This is a genomic window from Paractinoplanes pyxinae, from assembly GCF_026626335.1.
In the GTDB taxonomy this organism is placed as follows: Bacteria; Actinomycetota; Actinomycetes; order Mycobacteriales; family Micromonosporaceae; genus Actinoplanes; species Actinoplanes pyxinae.
On sequence record NZ_JAPNTZ010000004.1, the window covers coordinates 83,706 to 100,660 of the forward strand.

Annotated in this window: 15 protein-coding genes; 7 read left to right on the top strand and 8 right to left on the bottom strand. The window is 72.3% G+C overall.

Annotated features, from left to right (window positions below):
- The first annotated feature begins 5 nt into the window (after positions 1 to 5).
- Positions 6 to 761, top strand: a complete 756-nt coding sequence (locus tag OWR29_RS11605; protein ID WP_267562702.1) for a class I SAM-dependent methyltransferase — start codon at positions 6 to 8, stop codon at positions 759 to 761.
- 139 nt (positions 762 to 900) lie between these two features.
- Entirely contained in the window at positions 901 to 2,622 is a 1,722-nt protein-coding gene (locus OWR29_RS11610; RefSeq protein WP_267562703.1) for a substrate-binding domain-containing protein, read from the top strand.
- A gap of 74 nt (positions 2,623 to 2,696) precedes the next feature.
- On the opposite strand, the gene OWR29_RS11615 is transcribed toward OWR29_RS11610, so the two are convergent.
- The 8 genes from OWR29_RS11615 to OWR29_RS11650 form a co-directional block, all read right to left on the bottom strand.
- Entirely contained in the window at positions 2,697 to 4,124 is a 1,428-nt protein-coding gene (locus OWR29_RS11615) for a phytoene desaturase family protein (protein WP_267562704.1), read from the bottom strand.
- A 55-nt stretch (positions 4,125 to 4,179) separates the two neighbouring features.
- The gene (locus OWR29_RS11620) at positions 4,180 to 5,271 is read right to left on the bottom strand and encodes a glycosyltransferase family 2 protein (RefSeq protein ID WP_267562705.1); all 1,092 of its coding nucleotides are present in this window, start codon (positions 5,269 to 5,271) and stop codon (positions 4,180 to 4,182) included.
- Entirely contained in the window at positions 5,268 to 6,056 is a 789-nt protein-coding gene (locus tag OWR29_RS11625; RefSeq protein ID WP_267562706.1) for a carotenoid biosynthesis protein, read from the bottom strand. The genes OWR29_RS11620 and OWR29_RS11625 overlap by 4 nt, the downstream gene beginning before the upstream one ends.
- Positions 6,043 to 6,621, bottom strand: coding sequence for a GNAT family N-acetyltransferase (locus OWR29_RS11630; RefSeq protein ID WP_267562707.1), 579 nt, complete (start codon positions 6,619 to 6,621; stop codon positions 6,043 to 6,045). The genes OWR29_RS11625 and OWR29_RS11630 overlap by 14 nt, the downstream gene beginning before the upstream one ends.
- Positions 6,622 to 6,628: 7 nt before the next feature.
- Positions 6,629 to 7,270 carry a monooxygenase gene (locus OWR29_RS11635; RefSeq protein WP_267562708.1) on the bottom strand — a complete coding sequence of 214 codons (642 nt, stop codon included), beginning with the start codon at positions 7,268 to 7,270 and terminating at the stop codon, positions 6,629 to 6,631.
- Complete coding sequence (locus OWR29_RS11640; RefSeq protein ID WP_267562709.1) at positions 7,270 to 7,758, bottom strand: YbaK/EbsC family protein; 489 nt, start codon at positions 7,756 to 7,758, stop codon at positions 7,270 to 7,272. Before OWR29_RS11640 ends, OWR29_RS11635 begins: the two co-directional genes overlap by 1 nt.
- 10 nt (positions 7,759 to 7,768) lie before the next feature.
- Positions 7,769 to 9,031, bottom strand: a complete 1,263-nt coding sequence (locus OWR29_RS11645) for a ferredoxin reductase family protein (RefSeq protein WP_267562710.1) — start codon at positions 9,029 to 9,031, stop codon at positions 7,769 to 7,771.
- A 74-nt stretch (positions 9,032 to 9,105) separates the two neighbouring features.
- Complete coding sequence (locus OWR29_RS11650) at positions 9,106 to 9,903, bottom strand: SDR family NAD(P)-dependent oxidoreductase (RefSeq protein WP_267562711.1); 798 nt, start codon at positions 9,901 to 9,903, stop codon at positions 9,106 to 9,108.
- A 40-nt stretch (positions 9,904 to 9,943) separates the two neighbouring features.
- Between OWR29_RS11650 and OWR29_RS11655 the strand changes: the two genes are divergently transcribed.
- The 5 genes from OWR29_RS11655 to OWR29_RS11675 all read left to right on the top strand — a co-directional run bounded on the left by OWR29_RS11655 (position 9,944) and on the right by OWR29_RS11675 (position 15,850).
- Positions 9,944 to 10,810, top strand: coding sequence for a bifunctional helix-turn-helix transcriptional regulator/GNAT family N-acetyltransferase (locus OWR29_RS11655; protein WP_267562712.1), 867 nt, complete (start codon positions 9,944 to 9,946; stop codon positions 10,808 to 10,810).
- Positions 10,811 to 10,958: 148 nt separating this feature from the next.
- Positions 10,959 to 12,842 (top strand): zinc ribbon domain-containing protein, encoded by a 1,884-nt coding sequence (locus OWR29_RS11660; protein WP_267562713.1) that lies wholly within the window; start codon positions 10,959 to 10,961, stop codon positions 12,840 to 12,842.
- Positions 12,843 to 12,889: 47 nt separating this feature from the next.
- Positions 12,890 to 13,990, top strand: a complete 1,101-nt coding sequence (locus tag OWR29_RS11665) for a sensor histidine kinase (protein ID WP_267562714.1) — start codon at positions 12,890 to 12,892, stop codon at positions 13,988 to 13,990.
- Between the two features lie 2 nt (positions 13,991 to 13,992).
- The gene (locus OWR29_RS11670) at positions 13,993 to 14,661 is read left to right on the top strand and encodes a response regulator (RefSeq protein ID WP_267562715.1); all 669 of its coding nucleotides are present in this window, start codon (positions 13,993 to 13,995) and stop codon (positions 14,659 to 14,661) included.
- A gap of 76 nt (positions 14,662 to 14,737) precedes the next feature.
- Entirely contained in the window at positions 14,738 to 15,850 is a 1,113-nt protein-coding gene (locus OWR29_RS11675) for an NAD(P)-dependent alcohol dehydrogenase (RefSeq protein WP_267562716.1), read from the top strand.
- Positions 15,851 to 16,955 lie beyond the last annotated feature (1,105 nt).

The window sequence follows — 16,955 nt, forward strand, 5'->3', positions numbered from 1 at the left end:
TCTGAATGGTGAACCGTGGGGAGTTCGAGGATCCGCGCCTGGTCGAGGTCTACGACGCGGAGACCGTGTGGGGCTGGGACGACGACCTGTTCATGGCGTTGCTGGCCGAGCGGGACGCGCCCCGCGTGCTCGACTTCGGCTGCGGCACCGGCCGGCTGGCCATCGCCATGGCGGCGGCCGGCCACGAGGTGACCGCGATCGAGCCGGCCCGGGCCGCGCTCGACGCCGCCCGCCGCAAGCCCGGCGCCGAAGCGGTGCACTGGATCGCGGGTGCGGTCGAGGCGGTGCCGTCGCGGGCGTTCGAGGCCGTTCTCATGACGAATCACGTGGCGCAGTCCTTCGTCAGTGACGAGCAGTGGTTGTCGACCTTGCGGGTGCTGCGCCGGGCGCTCGTCGCGGGCGGCCGCCTGATCTTCGACAGCCGCGACCCGGAGGGCCGCCCGTGGGTCGCGTGGAATCCCGCCGACTCCCGCCGGCCTGTCGTCCTGCCGGACGGTGACGTCGTCGACACATGGATGACCGTGGATTCCGTGAAGGGTTCAACGGTCGACGTAACTCGGCACTATGTATTTACTCACAGTGACGAGCGACGGAGCTCCACCACACTGCGCTTCCGGTCCGAAAGCGAGCTCCGGATCACCGTCGAAGCGGCCGGCTTCGATGTGGACAGGCTGTACGGCGGGTGGGCCCGCGAGCCTGTTGGCACAGGTGACGATGGGGAATTGATCGCAGTTGCGATGGCGCGGCCGCAGGGTAGGTGATGTAAGACTCTCTGTCTATCGGCAACCTGCCAATAGGGGGCGACCCGCGTCCCTCGCCGATATGTGATTACTATTCGCCACGTTGAAGCGAGGCCGCTCGATGGCCGGCGCGCCGGATCAAGAGGGAGAGGTGGGTGCGATGTCGGAGCTGCCGAGGGGCTACCAGGGGCCGGGCGACGAGCCGATCACCCACCACGGACCGCCCGGTGGCGGCGCCGGCCGGGTGCTGCTGGCCGCGGCCATCGTGGTGCTCCTGGTCGCCGTGGCCGGCGGCACGACCTGGTGGATGTACACCCGCGATCCGGCCCGCACCACCAACGACGCCACCGCGGCCACCCGCGCGCCGTCGGCCTCGCCCTGCCCGGGCGTCAAGCTGCGGGTCGCCGCCGCTCCCGAGATCGCGCCGGTGGTGAGCGCGGCCGCCAAGAAGCTCGACGACGACCCGGCCAACGCGTGCGACCCCATCTCGGTCGTCGCCGAGGAGCCCGGCTTCACCGTGGCCAACGCGGCCAAGCCCGACGTGTGGATCCCGTCCAGCAGCGCCTGGCTGGGCATCGCCAACGCGGGCGGCGCCGCCTTCACCGCCGAGGGCAAGCCGCTGGCCCACTCGCCGATCGTGCTGGCCGCCCCCTCCGTGGTGACCAACACCCTGGTCAAGGGCGGCCGGACGTCGTGGGCCCAGCTCACCGGGGCCGTGGCCACCGGCAAGGTGGCCGCCGTGACCATGCCGGACGCGCAAATCAGCACGGTCGGCCTGCTCTCGGTGTACGGCGTCAACGCGGCCATGGCCCGCACCACGCCCGACAGCGGCATCGCCCAGCTGCGCGCGCTGACCCTGCGCAGCCGGCTCAAGGAGGCCACGGCCGACCCGGCCAAGCTGATGGCCCGGGTCGCCGCGCAGTGGAACACCAACGGCGTGGTCTACGACGTCGGTGTCTTCCCGACCACCGAACAGCAGCTGCGTACCTACCAGCGGGGCAAGAACACGGTCCGGCTCACGGGCGGGTTCCCGGCCGACGGGCAGGTCGAGGCCGACTACCCGTTCGCGGTGGCCAAGAACAACCAGGACATCGAGCTCACCGCCCAGCTGCGCGCGGCGATCACCCGCTCGTCGCTGACCAAGGCCGGTTTCCGGCCGGCCCCGCTGCCCGGCACGCTGCCGCTGCCGGCCCAGCCCAGCGCGCTGCTGGCCCCGGCCACCATGTGGAGCGAGTACAAGTCGCTCAGCACGCAGGTGCTGCTGCTCATCGACGCGTCCGGCTCGATGAACAAGAAGATCGCGGCGCCCGGCGGCCGCACCACCACGCGGGCCGGGCTGCTGCGCGAGTCGGGCCGGTTCGCGGCCGAACTGTTCGCCGAGGACACGACGGTCGGCATGTGGTACTTCGGCCAGCCCACGCCGAGCAGCCCGCCGCACCGCGAGGTCGTCTCGTACGGCCCGATCACCGCGCCGGTCGACGGTAAGCCGCGCCGTGATGCGCTGGCCAAGGCCATGAAGGACTACCGGGCGGCCGACAACTCGGGCACGCCGCTGTACAAGTCCGTGCTCGACGCCGTGGCCGAGATGCGCGAGAAGGTCTCACCCGGCACGGTCACCCTGGTCGTGGTGCTGACCGACGGCGAGGACGGCGAGTCCACGTACAAGATGACCCACGCCCAGTTCATGCAGAAGCTGGCGGCTGAGCAGGACCCGAGCCGCCCGGTGCCGGTGCTGTCCCTCGGCTACGGCCCCGACGTCGACATGAAGGCCCTGACCGACATGTCCGAGGCCACCGGGGGCAAGGCGTTCCCGGCCACCAACCCGGCCGACCTCTCCTCGGCCATCGCGAAGGCGTTCCTCGCCGCCCACGCCCCGCGTTGAGCGCCGGCCGCGTTGAGCGTCGGCCGCGTTGAGCGTCGGCCGCGTTGAGCGTCGGCCGCGTTGAGCGCCGGCGGTCAGGCGGGGCCGATGCGGTCGGCGACCATCTGGGCCGAAAGGGTCACCATGGGCAGGCCGCCGCCCGGGTGCACCGAGCCGCCGACCAGGTGCAGGCCCTCGACCGGGCCGTGGTTGACCGGGCGCATCAGGCCGCCCGCGGTGCCGTAGATGGCGCCGCCGGGCGCGGCGGTCGCCTCGGCCAGGTCGTACGGCGTGCGGGTCTCGCGGAAAACCAGCCGGTCCCGTACGTCGAGACCGCGCCGGGCCAGCACGTCGAGCACATGATCGGCGTACCCGTCGGCCAGCCCGGGCCGCCGCCAGTCCACGGCTCGCCAGTCGGTGCCGTGGCGCGGCGCGTTGATCAGCACGAACCACGCCTCGCAGCCGGCCGGGTGCACCGCGGGATCGGCCGCGCGGGTGACGAAGACGGTGGGATCGCCGGCCGGCCGGGCCCGCCGCGAGGCCGAGCCGAAGATGTCGTCGAACTCGCCGTCGTAGTGCGAGGGGAAGAAGACAGTGTGGTGGGCCAGCTCGGGGGTCTCGCCCCGCACGCCCAGCAGCAGCACGAACCCGCCCAGGCTGCGGTCGGTGAGCCCGGCCAGCCGGCGCGGCGTCGGCAGCAGATCGCGGTAGACGGTCAGCGCGTCCACGTTCGACACCACGGCGTCGGCCGGCACGAATTCGCCGCTTCCCAGCCGTACGCCGGTGACCCGGCCGCCCTCGGCGGTGATCCGCCGGACCTCGGCCCGGACGATCCGCACCCCGGCCGCCGAACAGCGCGACTCCAGCGTGGTGGCCAGCGTGCCCAGCCCGCCCGGCACGTAGAAGCCGCCGAAGGCGAGCTCCGCGTAGGGGACGGCGGCCAGCGCGGCCGGCGCCCGGCGCGGGTCGGCGCCGGTGTAGGTCGCGTACCGGTCGAGCATGGTCCGCAGCCGCGGGTCGCGCAGATACTGCCGGCCCAGCGCGCGCAACGAGCGGCCGGGCGCGATCGCCGCCAGGTCGCCGACCCGCCAGGTCAGCCCGGCCAGCGAGGCCGGCGTGACCGGCTTGCGCAGCACCGACCGCCACGAGGCGTCCCAGACGCGCCGGGCCCGGTGCCAGAACCGGTCCCAGTCGCGGGCCGCCTCCGGGCCGAGGGCGGCCGCGATGCGGTCGAGGAATTCGGCGTGCACGGACGACGAGTCGAGCACCGTGCCGTCGGCGAAGACGTGCCGCACCACCGGGTCGAGCGGCACCAGGTCGGGCTGCGCCTCGGTGAACACCTGCGGCAGGGTGAGCAGACTGGGGCCGGTGTCGAAGCGGAAGCCGTCCCGCTCGTACACGGCGAGCTTGCCGCCCACCTGGCCGGAGCGCTCGAACACGGTCACCGAGTGCCCGGCCTCGGCCAGCCGCACGGCCGCCGTCAGCCCACCGACCCCGGCGCCGATCACGACGATATTGCTCATGTGGACTGCCCCGCGCTCACCGGGCCGGCGTCGGCGCTGGTCATGGCCATCGACCTCATACCGCGCGTCCGCGCCAGGTCAGGCCGCCGCGGGCGCGCAGGCGGAACGACTGGATGATCAGGCGGGCGAACAGCACGATCGAGATCGGGTGGGCCAGGGCGTCGGGCCAGGCGCGGCCGCCCGTGGCCGAGGCGGACACCGCACGCCCCGCGACCCCGAGGGCGTACGCGCAGAAGGCGAGGGCGGCCCACTCGAACGCACCAGCCACCGTCATCCCGAGAAAGGCAAGCGAGGGAAACGCGTACAGGAAAAGCAGCACGACCACGACGGCGGCCGCGCCGGACCGCGAGCCGAAGGACGCCCAGAGCGACTTGGCGTAGCCCGCGGTGAGTTCGCGCCACGAGTCGTACATGCGGCAGGTGGCCAGCCGCGAGCCGTCGGCCAGCGCGATGCGGCCGCCGGTGCGTTTGACCGCGCGGGCCAGGGCGATGTCCTCGAGGATCTCGGTGCGCACGGCCGCGTGACCGCCGGCCTTCCGGTAGGCGGCGGCGTCGACGACCAGCCATTGGCCGCCGGCCGCGGCCAGCGACGGGCGCGGCGAGCGTTCCATCGCACGCAACGGCAGGAAGGTCAGCCACGACCACTGCAGCAGCGGTTGCACCAGCCGCCCGGCGCCGACGATTTTCGGATACGGCGAGAGGAGATCGACCTCGGCCCGGCGTACCTCGGCGACGGCCGACGCGATCGCATCGGGCTCGAGCACCACGTCGGCATCCACGAAAGACAGCACGTCGGCGTCCGCCGCGGCGTCGGCCAGCTGCTGGCAGGCGTGCGGCTTGCCCAGCCAGCCGTCGGGCAGCGGCGCCCCGGTGAGCAGCCGCACCTTGTCGCCGGCCAGCGACCGCACCACCTCGGCCGTGCCGTCGGTCGATCCGTCGTCGAGCACGTAGATCGTCAGGTTCTCGGCGCCGCGCTGGGCCAGCAGCGACTCGAGGCAGGGGCCGACCCGCTCGGCCTCGTCGCGCACCGGGAGAAGGACGGCGATCCGCTCGCCGGTCGGCTTCGCACGAGGGCGGCGGAGCAGGAGCGCGTTGATGGCGGTGTGGGCGGTCAGGGCGGCCCACGGCAGCAGGGCCAGCCACCTCACGGGCTCTCCCCGCGTACGCCGGCAAGCGGTTTTGCCGTTTTGACCAGCCGTAACGCCACGGGCAGGACGGCCGCGCCCATCAGGACGCCGCCCCAGGCCGCCGAGGCGGGCAGGCTCAGGAACACCGCGTGGGCGAGCACTGAGGAAGCGTACGTCCAGAACCAGAGACCCAGCATGGGAGCGTCGCCGGCCCGGGGCTCGTGCACCCGCGAGAGGTAGCTCAGCGCCGTCATCAGCACGATCGCGAAGCCCAGCCAGCCCAGATAGTTGCCGACCGGGATGCCGGGCACGCCGGGCAGGGCCGGAGTGGGGGAGAGCCACCGCCAGTACCCCTCGGCCACCATCTGCGGGTCGAGGAAGAGATCCCAGGCGGCCAGGCCGAACGCGGCCAGGGCGACGCGGGCCCAGCGGGCGATCGGCAGGCGCTGCGCGGCCAGCCAGGCCGGCCAGGCCATCCACGTCCAGGCGAGCGGGATGATCAGCGGTACGCCGAGCAGCTTCGGCCCGAGCTGACCCGAGTAGTCGTAGGTGCCGAACGGGAAGCCGGTGGCCACGCCGATCGCCTCGACCGCGAAGCCGCCCAGGGTGGCCGTGCCGACCAGGGCGAGCGCGGCCCGCGGACCCCGGCTGAGCAGCGCGTGCGTCACCGACAACACGTAGCCGATCACCACGGTGGCCACGGTGAAGGCGGCCCGCGTCGCACCGGAGGTCAGCGGATAGCAGATCTGAGCGAGGACCAGGGCGCCGAGCAGAACCCAGGGCGCCCTTGCTTTAAAGACCGACAATGCCGGGTGCGTCTTCCGCGGGGCGCTCGACGACCGGCAGGTCGCGGCCGAGGATGGCGAAGGCGCGCTCGTCGCCGGGGAAGTGGAAGTGGCGCAGCACGTCGGCGAAGCCGAACCGGCGGTAGAGCCGCCACGCCCGCGACTTCTGCTCGTCGGCCTCGGGCGTCGAGAGCAGCACGGTCTCGCCGTCGGCCATGGCCAGCAGCGCGCGCAGCTGCCGGGCGCCGACGCCGTGACCCTGCGCGGCCGGGCGCACGTGCAGCTCGACGACCTCGAAGCAGTCGCTCAGCCAGCGCTCCCGGTCGTCGTCGCTGAGGTTGGAGCGCACCTGGTCGTGCCACCACTGGCCGGGGCCGGACGTGTAGCCGTAGCCGAAGCCGGCCAGCCGCCCGTCGGTGGTGAGGGTCGCGACCGCCCGGAAGCCGGCCCGGCGCACGTGGGCGCCGATGTACCCGCGGCGGGTCTGCAGCAGCTCCTGGCGGTAGCCCATCGCCTCGCCGTAGACGCTCACCACGTCGTCGAGCCGCCGCAGCAGGTCGTCCGGCTGCCACGCCACGAGCCTCATCGTCGAGTCACGCCCCTTTGTTCCAGCCGAGCACGTCGCGGTCGCCCGAGATGTCGTCGACCGCGAATCGGGCGAAAAGCTCCTCGGCGTACCACCCATCGGTCGGCGTCCGTGCGATCACCGCCCGATGCTCCGGCTGACGGTACGCGAATCGGGCCAGGTCCGCCGCACTGCGCCACAGGCTGATGGTGCCCTGGAAGCCGATCGGGGCCTCGCCGATGCCGAAGTGCGCCAGCAGGCCGGGCGCTTGATCCACTTCACGGGCCACCGGGGGGATGGCCTTCCAGAACGCCCGGGCGCGGGTCGGGCGGAGGCGGGCCCGGGTCAGCGCGAGCACCATACCGTCCGTTTTCCGATGTACCGGCTCAAACGGCTCCCGGCCCGACCAGGTGCCCCGGCTGCTCAGCGGGGTGAGGTCGATCCGGGCCTTGGCGACGGCCAATTTGTCCCAGTTGTGCAGGACGATCGGGCGCTCGCTGACCGTCACCGCCGCATATCGGGTCAGATCGGCATCGGTGGGGCCGAAGCCGTCGGCCGTGCCGAGGAACTTGGCGAAGCTCGTCCGGTGCGGGCCGGGGAAGGCCAGGCGGACCATCGCGACCCCCACCCGGTGGCGCGGCACCCGCCAGACGTGCAGCGTGACCGGCATCAGGCCACGTCGGCCGGGGTGCCGGCGGTGACCCGCACCAGCTCGGCGAAGGTGATCGGGAACACGGCCTGCGGCACCCCGCCGGCCGCCCAGATGTCGCGGTACTGCTCGAGTGCGGAGTCGACGAGCGTACGCACGGGCTTGGGGTGACCCAGCGGAGCGACCCCGCCGATCGCCTGCCCGGTGTGCTCGCGGACGAACTCGGGCGTGGCCCGGCGCAGCTTCGCGATGCCCAGGTCGGCGGCGACCTTGGCCGTGTCGACCCGGTGGGCGCCCGAGGTCAGGACGAGCAGCGGCTCCCCGTCGGCGTCGAAGATCAGCGAGTTGGCGATCTGGCCGACCTCGATGCACAGCGCCTGCGCGGCCGCCGCCGCGGTGTGCACGGCCGAGTCCAGCACGATCACCATGGACGGGGCGTCGTCGGCGGTGTGCGCGCCCGCGGCGTCCAGCGCGTCCTGCACGGCGATGACGTTGGGGTGTTCCCTCATCAGCCCATTCTCACCACCCGAACCGTTCCCGGTGCAGGCGGGCCGGGGGTACGCCCACCCGGCGGGCGGCCCGGAACACCGACGCGGCCCAGGCGTCGGGCCCGCAGACGTACACGTCGTGACCGGCGATGTCGGGGGCCAGCGAGCGCAGCGCCTCGGCGTCGTCGTAGTCGGCGTACTCGGCCGGCAGCCACGAACCCGCCTCGGCGCGCGGCCCGACCAGAGGCACCAGCCGCACGCCGCGGTGCTCGGCCAGCCACTCGAGCTCCTTGAGGAAGGCCACCTCGTGCGGATGGCGGGTGCGGTAGACGAGGGTCGCCCGGCCCGGCTCGTACGGCAGGTCCCAGAGCAGTGCCAGCAGCGGCGTCACCCCGGTCCCGCAGGCCAGCATCGTCACGGCGCCGCCGGCGTAGGTGGTCGCGGTCATCCGGCCGTACGGGCCCTCGATCAGCACCCGCGTGCCCGGGCGTAGCGCGGCCACCCGGGCAGTGCCGTCGCCGACGACTTTCACCGTGATCCGCAGGCTGTCGCTGCGCGGCGGCCCCGACAGCGAGAAGGGATGGCCGCGCAGGCTGCCCCGCCCGTCGAGGAAGCGCCAGACGAAGAACTGCCCGGCCCGCGCCGGCAGCCGGTCGAGCCGCCGCCCACTCAGATAGACCGAGACCAGACCGGGCGCCTCCGGGTCGACGTGCTCTACGGTCAGCCGGTGCCGCAGCGTGCGCCACGCCGGCAGTCCGAGGCGGAAGACGAGGATCGAGCCGGCGGCGATCGCGTACAGGCTCCACCAGTACGCCCGCGCCACGGGGGAGCGGAAGTCGCTGCCCAGCAGCAACATGTGCGGCAGGGCCAGGCCGATGCCCAGGTAGGCGTACAGATGCAGCAGGTGCCACGACTCGTACCGCAGCCGCCGGCGCACGCCCCGCACCGAGGTGACCACGACCAGGATCAACGCGATCAGAGCGGCATAGGCCCACAGCATCCCGGGGTCCGAGGCCCTCATCCCGTACGCGGTGACGGCGAGCACGACATGGCCGGCCAGCAGCAGGAACGACGCGAAGCCGGTCCACCGGTGCCACCGCGCGAGAGTGTCCTGGCCGTACGCCCGCTCGACCCACGGGATGCGCGCCAGCAGCACGACCTGGAGCAGCAGCAGGTCGGCCGACCACAACGCGGCCAGCCGCCCCCACGCGGCGAGCCCGGCCGGCGCGTCGTCCAGCCCGATCGTCCACAGTGCCGTGACGATGAGCAGGGAGAGGGCCGCCGTGATGCGCACCCGCCGGACCGTACGTTTCCGCCGGCCCCGGCGGCAGGGGCTCGTGAACAAGCCCTCGGTTCGCCGGATTTCCGTTATCCGCGGACGCCGGTGGCCTCTTCACTGGCGGCCCAGAGCGCGGCCGCGGCGGCCGGGTCGCTCGCGTGGGGCGCCGGCTTCCTGAGGCGGCGGCTCTCGTCGTAGTAGCCGCCGTTGGTCACGTTGCCGTTGGTCGCCAGCCAGACCAGCAGCGCGCCCGCCTTCTCGGGCGTGACCAGGAAAGGCGCGTACTTGTAGAAGAACCGGGTCGCCTTGCCCGCCCCGAAGTTGCTGCGCACGACGCCGGGGTGGAACGAGACGCTGGTGATGTCCGGCCAGCGGCGGGCGGCCTCGGCGGCGAACAGGATGTTGGCCGTCTTGGCGGCGCCGTACGCGGGGAAGGCGCGGTACTTGGCCGGGTCGCCGACCAGGTCGTCCGGGTCGGGCGCGCCGCGCATGTGGGCGCGGGAGGCCGTGTTGACCACGCGGCCGCCGCTGAGCCGGTCGCGGAGCAGGTGGGTGAGCAGGAACGGGGCCAGGTGGTTGCCCTGGATGGTGGCCTCGAAGCCGTCCTTCGTACGGCGGTAGTGCTCGACCATGCCGCCGGCGTTGTTGGCCAGGATGTCGATCTTCGGGTGCTGCTCTTTTATCTGCGCGGCGAGGTCGCGTACCTGGTCGAGGTCCTCGAAGTCGGCTTTCATGACCGTCGCGTTTTGTACCCTTCGTGCCGCTTGCTCGAGGCGCTCGGGCGTCCGGCCGACCAGCACCACCTCGTCGCCCGCGGCGGCGAACTGCTCGGCCGCCGCCAGCCCGATGCCCGAGCTGCCGCCGGTGATGACCACTGTCCGGCTCATGGTTCCCCCTGAAATATTTCTCTGACTATGGTCAGAGGTCGTGGACCAGATCGAGCTCGTGCGTGACTTCAACCGGTTCTACACGCAGCGCCTCGGCGTGCTCAACGATCATTACCTGGGGCAGGGCCGCCCGCTCGGCGAGGCGCGCCTGCTGTTCGAGATCGGCGACGGGGCCGACCTGCGCGAGCTGCGGTCCCGGCTCGGGCTCGACTCCGGCTACCTGAGCCGGATGCTGCGCTCGCTCGGCGCGGCGGGCCTGGTCACGGTCGGGTCCCATCCGTCCGACGGCCGGGTGCGCACAGCGACCCTGACCCCGGCCGGGCGCCGCGAGCGGGCCGACCTGGAGGCGCGCTCCCGCGACAGCGTGGCCGCGCTGCTCGACCCGCTCACCCCGGCTCAGCGGGAGCGGTTGCTGGAGGCGCAGGCCTCTGTGCGCCGCCTGACCCGGCTGGCCACCATCACGATCGAAGCCGTGCCGGACGACACCGCTTCCGCCCGGGCCTGCCTGCACGCGTACGCCGGGGAACTGGACCTTCGCTTCCCCGAGGGATACGACCCGGCCACGCTGATCGCGCCCGGAACGCTCACCGAGGGCGCGTTCCTGCTGGCCCGCGAGGCCGAGCAGCCGGTCGGCTGCGGCTTGTGGCAGGGCGCCGGGCCGATCGCCGAGATCCGGCACGTGTGGGTGAGCCCGGACGCGCGCGGCCTCGGGCTGGGACGGCGGCTGCTGACCGCGATCGAACAGGACGCGGCCGCCCACGGCATCACGACGGTCCGGCTGGGCACCCATCCGGTTCTGACCGAGGCGATCGCCCTCTATCGCGCCAGTGGCTACCGCGCGATCCCGGCGTACGGCTCGTCGCCCTACGATCAGCTGGCCTTCGAGAAACGACTGCAGGCGACGTAACGATTCTTGTCGGACCTCGCCGGTACCGTGTCCCAAGTCGATCCTGCGGGAGGTGAGGCTGGTGAAAGATGCACCTTTCGTTCGCCGGACCCGCGGGAGGTCCAAGGCTAAGAACTGGCGGCGCGATCGGGACGCACCCGTCGCGGTGATGCGGCTGGAACTCGATGCCTCTGATGCGCGAGCTCGCCGCCGGGTCGAAAAGATGTTCATGGCCGCGTTCCGGCTTCGTCGGGCGGCGCAGCTACAGGCCAGGTCGCGTGTGGATGCCCATTGGGCTGCGCCGCGCCTGCGCGCATCGGATGCCAAGGCGGCTCGAGCTCGGTTCGGTTTGTCGCGCAAGATGCTGGAAGCAGCGGTCTGTCGGCATGTTGAAGCAAGCAGGTGGATGCGCGAGCATCTGACCAAGGCCCTCGCCATGCATCTCGCTGACGAAGTGTGGGAGTCCTGCGACCGGCATCTTTTCCCGGACAGCAGCGGCCGCAGGCACGGCCGGCCCCGCGCAGGTCAGTGGTTCGACTTCACCCGGATTCCCGGCCGCGCGAAGTCGCACACGAAACCACGCACCTGGGAGACGTTTCGGCTCGTCGGAGCCCTCGACGGTCACGCCGCCGCGTTTCCGGCGCGACTGTTGGGATCCGCGGTCACCCAGCCTGCCGTCATGCCGCCGCCGGTCAAACCCGAGGGTGGCTGGTGGCAGTACGAGGGACCGCTCGCCGTTGTGTTCACGGGATTGCCCGCCGGAGACCTCGTCTTACCCGTGCGGCTTCCGCAGGGCGCGCGTCGATGGCCGCGGTTGCGCCACTTCCTTGCGGAGCCGTCAGTTTGGCACAAGATCGACTTGACTCGCGTGCAAGATCATCGCGCTCCTGGCGGCTGGCGCTATTACGCCCACTTGATGGTCCTCGCGCCAGGCTGGACGAGTTCAGCCGTGGCCGCCGACCGTGCTGCCGCGCCTCGGGACCGGGTTGCCGGCGTGGACGGCAACGTCTCGAATCTCGCCGTCGTGTCCATGCCTGCGACTGCTGGGGGCGACGTGGCCAGCAGCTATGTGACCGTGACCGCCCAACAGAGTACTGGCGCGCTGGATGCCGCGGCGACCGCACGGCGACGGCAGCGCGCATTGGATCGGTCTCGGCGCAACACCAATCCGGACCAATACCGGCCGAGCGTCCGGCAAGCCGTTCGAGCCGCGCGCCGTCAAAGTGCAGGCTTGCCGGCACGGACGATCGACACGCCGACTGGGGCGCGTGCGAGTGACACACTAGGCCGTCCGAAACGCGCGTACCGGCACGACAACTTGTCCGCGGCATACCGTCGGACGCGCGCGCTTCACGCCGCGGAATGCCGTGCCTTATCACAGGCGAAAAAGCACCGCGCTCGTGACATCGCCGGTCAGATCGTGCGCGTGCACGGCCCCAACTTGATTGTCGAGCACGTGAACATGAGTTCCTGGGCTCACTTGTGGGGACGCCGTATCGCGTTGTTCAGCCCCGGCATGCTCGTGACCGCGCTCGGCCGGGAAGCATGCGCGGCGGGCGGGCGGTTGGTGCGGGCCGGCACCGGCCAGACCGCCCTCTCCCAGCATTGTGTCTGCGGCCATCGCCAGAAGAAGCCCCTCGCCCAGCGTGTTCACCGCTGCGCCGCATGCGGGCTGGTTGCAGATCGGGATCTGGTGTCCGCGGCACTCGCCGCGTGTGTGCGCCTGACTGATCCAGATGATCCGCGCACAGCACGCTTGGACGTGACTCTCGTTGCTCTACTACGGCAACGAGTTGCAGGGCAGCAAGAGGCCCTGATCCGGTCAACCGCACCCGCCCTCGTCCCGGTATCCACGGGGAAGACGGTAGGGGCGGCAGCCACCCTTCGGGTGGCCTCTGCCGGACAAACGATCCCCGCAGACGGGTGTGCCACCCCCGATGAGATCCGTGCCGCACGCGGCACCGGGACCACGCGGACTCACACCCCCGTTGAGCGGAGTCGGTCGATCCAGGCCGGCGGTCAGAGCCGTAGGCGACTACGACTCGACTCTTAGTACTTTAGGCCGGTCCGATTCCAGGGCGTTCTTCGTACGATCGTGGCGTGCTCTCCTCGGTGTGGCTTTCGGTGTGGCGCGAGCCGCGGTCACCGGGCGCGCCGGTCCGCGTCCGGCGTGACTGGGTGCTGCTGGGCGTCGTGGTCGTCGCGACCGTCCTCGAAGGAGTGCTGACCTCGGCCTGGTCGGGCATGATTCTCGGGCTCGTGCTGGCGCCCACCCTGCTGTGGCGCCGCTCCCGGCCGTTCCTGATGGTGGCGATCGCGTTCCTGGTCTGCCTGTTCTGGTCCGATCCGGGTAACGGCACGCTGGCCTATCTGCTGATCCTGCCGTACGCGTTGTTCCGCTGGGGCTCCGGGCGCGAGGCGCTGGCCGGGGCCGCGCTGATCTTCGCCAAGATCTCGGTGTCGGCCGCCCTCGGCCACATCGGCGTGAGCGACATGCTGCTCGGCTTTGTGGCCATGATCGCGGCGTTCGCGTTGGCCACGACGTTCCGCTACCGGGCCCGGCTGCTCGAGCGCCGGCTCGGCGAGGCGAAACTGCTCGAACGCGAACGGCTGGCCCGCGACCTGCACGACACCGTGGCCCACCACGTCTCGGCCATGGCGATCCGGGCCCAGGCCGGCATCGCGGTGGCCCAGCGCCGGCCCGAGGCCGCGGTCGAGGCCCTGCGGGTCATCGAGGCCGAGGCGACGCGCGCCCTGGCCGAGATGCGCACGATGGTGCGCGCGCTGCGCCTGTCCGAGGCCGACGAGCTGACCCCCAGCCCCGGCCTGACCGAACTGAACGGCCTGGCCTCGTCGCCGGGCCTGCCCGTCTCGGTGGAACTGACCGGCGACCTCGACGGCGTTCCGGCCACCGTCGGCACCGCCATCTACCGCCTCGCCCAGGAGTCGGTGACCAACGCGCGGCGGCACGCCCGGCACGCCACCCGTGTCACCGTCCGCGTGGCCGCCGACGACTCGGTGGTGCGCCTGCACGTCAGCGACGACGGCGAGGCCACGCGGTCCTTCTCGGCGACCGGGTTCGGCCTGGCCGGCATGGCCGAACGGGCCGGTCTGCTCGGCGGCACGTGCGAGGCCGGGCCGGGCCCGGGTCGTGGTTGGACGGTCACGGCGGCACTGCCGCGCACCGGGGTGGCGGCCTGAGCATGCCGGCGGACATCCGCGTGGTCGTCGCCGATGATCAAGAGATCGTGCGTACGGGCCTGGTCATGATTCTCAACGCCGAGCCCGGCATTCGTGTGGTCGGCGAGGCACCCGACGGCCGCCGCGCCGTCGAACTGGCCCAGCGGCTGCGCCCCGACGTGTGCCTGCTCGACATCCGCATGCCCGGCATGGACGGCATCGAAGCCACCCGCCGCCTGGCCGGCCCGGCCGTGACCGACCCGCTGGCCGTCGTCGTCATCACCACGTTCGACCTGGACGACCACGTCTACGCCGCCCTGCGCGCCGGCGCCCGCGGCTTCCTGCTCAAGGACGCGGGCACGGCCCTGCTCAGCCAGGCCGTGCACGCCGCGGCCCGGGGTGACGCGCTGATCGCCCCCAGCATCACCACCCGCCTGCTCAAGGCGTTCGCCGACACCGGACCGGCCGGCCCCCGCCCGCAGCCGATCGACCCGCTCACCGACCGCGAGGAAGAGGTGCTGGCCGCGGTGGCGCGGGGCCGCACCAACGCCGAGATCGCGTCCGAGCTGCACATCAGCCTGAGCACGGTGAAGACCCACATCACGGCGCTGATGGCCAAGCTGGTCGTCCGCAACCGGGTCGAGATCGCCATGTGGGCCTACGAGACAGGCCGTACTTCCGGTCGGGCCTGACCCGTTCTTTGTGCCGGGTCGGCTCCGGCCGCTGCTCCGATGAGATCGGTCCTCGCCGGTGGCGACCATGAGCGGCATGAAGGCGATTGTGCAGAAACGATACGGCCAGGTGGAGCTCGCGGAAGCCCCCGAGCCCGACTGCGGACGAGGCTACGTGCGGGTCGAGGTGCGGGCGGCGTCCGTCAACGCCCGCGACTGGCACATGATGCGCGGCGACCCCTATCTGGCCCGGCTGCTGATGATGGGGGTCCGGCGGCCCCGTACGACGATCCGGGGCACTGATTTCGCCGGTGTGGTAACCGAAGTGGGCCCAGGCGTGGACCGCTACCGCCCCGGCGACGAGGTGTTCGGCGACCTGGGGAACGCGCACGGGGCCTTCGCGGCGTACGTGTGCGCCCCGGCCGGCGACATCGAGTTCAAGCCGGCCAACCTCAGCTTCGAGCAGGCCGCCGCCCTTCCCCTGGCCGGCAGCACGGCCCTGATGGGGTTGCGCGACGTGGGCCGCCTGCGCCCCGGCCAACGGGTCCTGATCAACGGCGCCTCCGGCGGGGTGGGCACGTACGCCGTCCAGATCGCCAAGGCTCTGGGCGCCACGGTGACCGCGGTCTGCAGCACCCGAAATGTCCCACTCGTCCGTTCCCTGGGCGCCGACGAGGTCATCGATTACACCGTCCAGGACTTCGCCCGGCCTCGCTCAGCGCCCGTCATTCCCTCTTCCTCGGCGCCCGCTTCCTCCGCGCCGTCCTCCTCCGCGCCTGCCGCTTCCTCTGCGGTCGCGTCGGCCGCCGCCTCCTCCGTGGGCTCGCCGTCCGTCTCCTCGGCGGCCGGGCCCTTCGATGTGGTGTTCGACCTGGTGGGCAATCGGTCGCTGGGGGATCTGAGGCGGGTGCTGGCGCCGGGCGGGATCGTGGTGCTCTCGGGCGGCGGAACCTTCCGGGGGCGACCGTCGGTGATCGGGCCCCTGCGGCTGATCATGGGGGCGCAGATCTCTGCGCGCTTCAGCCGGCGGCGGACGGTCGTGCTGGAGGTGCCGCCCAGCCGCACGCTGCTCGCGGGCCTGCGGGAACTGGTCGAGGCGGGCCGGGTGACCCCGGTGATCGACCGCACCTACCGGCTCGACGAGGTGCCCGAGGCGATCCGGTACATGGAGTCCGAGCACGCCCGGGCCAAGGTCGTCATCACAGTGTGAACTCTTCCGGTTCGGCTCGGGCTCGTCGTCTTGCGTTTTTGTCGTACGTCAGTGCTAGTCTTCTCCGTAGTTAGAACGGATGTTCGAACGCCTTCGAACTTCACTCGAACGACGAGGGCACGAGCCTCCGGGCTGACGACGGGAGCGGTGTTTCGCGGCACGGCTCTCAAGCGTGGCACCCGCGAAGTGCCGCGCGTGAGGCTCCGGGCATTCGCGGGCCCGGTGTCTTCAGACAAGGCAGGACCGTCGTCCGCCGCCCCCGACCCCCGGGTGGCGGGCGACGGACCCGCCGGCAGGTCCGGCCGGGTGTGGTGTGGGGAAGCTTCACACCCGGCCGGTCACCCACCACGGGCTGCTGCGCCTTCCTCCGCAGCGCCTCGGTTCGACCCGGCACGTCGGATGCGAGACACGCGAGGAGAAACCATGGCGAGCCACACAGCGCCAAGCCTTTGGCCGGCTCCCGACCTGGCCCCGGCCACCCGGCCCGGCCCGGCCGCCCCCAGCGCGGCCACCGCCGGCTCGGCGGCCCCGCCGGCCCGCACACCCACGCGCGCCCCGGCCTCCACCGCCCCCGCAGCCCGCGGCCCGGTCCCTGCCCACCCGCCGATCCCCGGCCTGGCGCAGACCAACGCAATCCACGCCGAGCCGGCCTCATACGCCGACCCGGCCCCGTACGCCCACCCGGCGCCATATGCCGACCCGGCCCCGTACGCCGACCCGGCCCCGTACGCCGACCCGGCCCCGTACGCCGACCCGGCTCCATACGCCGACCCGGCGCCATATGCCGACCGGGCCTCATATGCCGACCCGGCGTCACGCGGTTCCGCTTCCACCGGCTTCCCGGCCCCTCGCTCAGCTTCCGGCCCGGCAGTTTCCAGCCCCGCGGCTTCCCGCCGCTGGCCGGCCTCCGACGCGGTCCGCCCTGGCCAGACGTCTCCCGGCGTGGCCATGCCTCATCAGACGTCTCCCGGCGTGGCTGTACCTCGTCAGACGTCTCCCGGCGGGGCTGTGCCTCGTCAAGCCGTGCCTCAAGCGGTGGGTTCCGGCCCGGTTGTGCCCGGTCTGGCGCACGCGCCGACGGCGGCCGCCCGGGCCGACGCGCCCA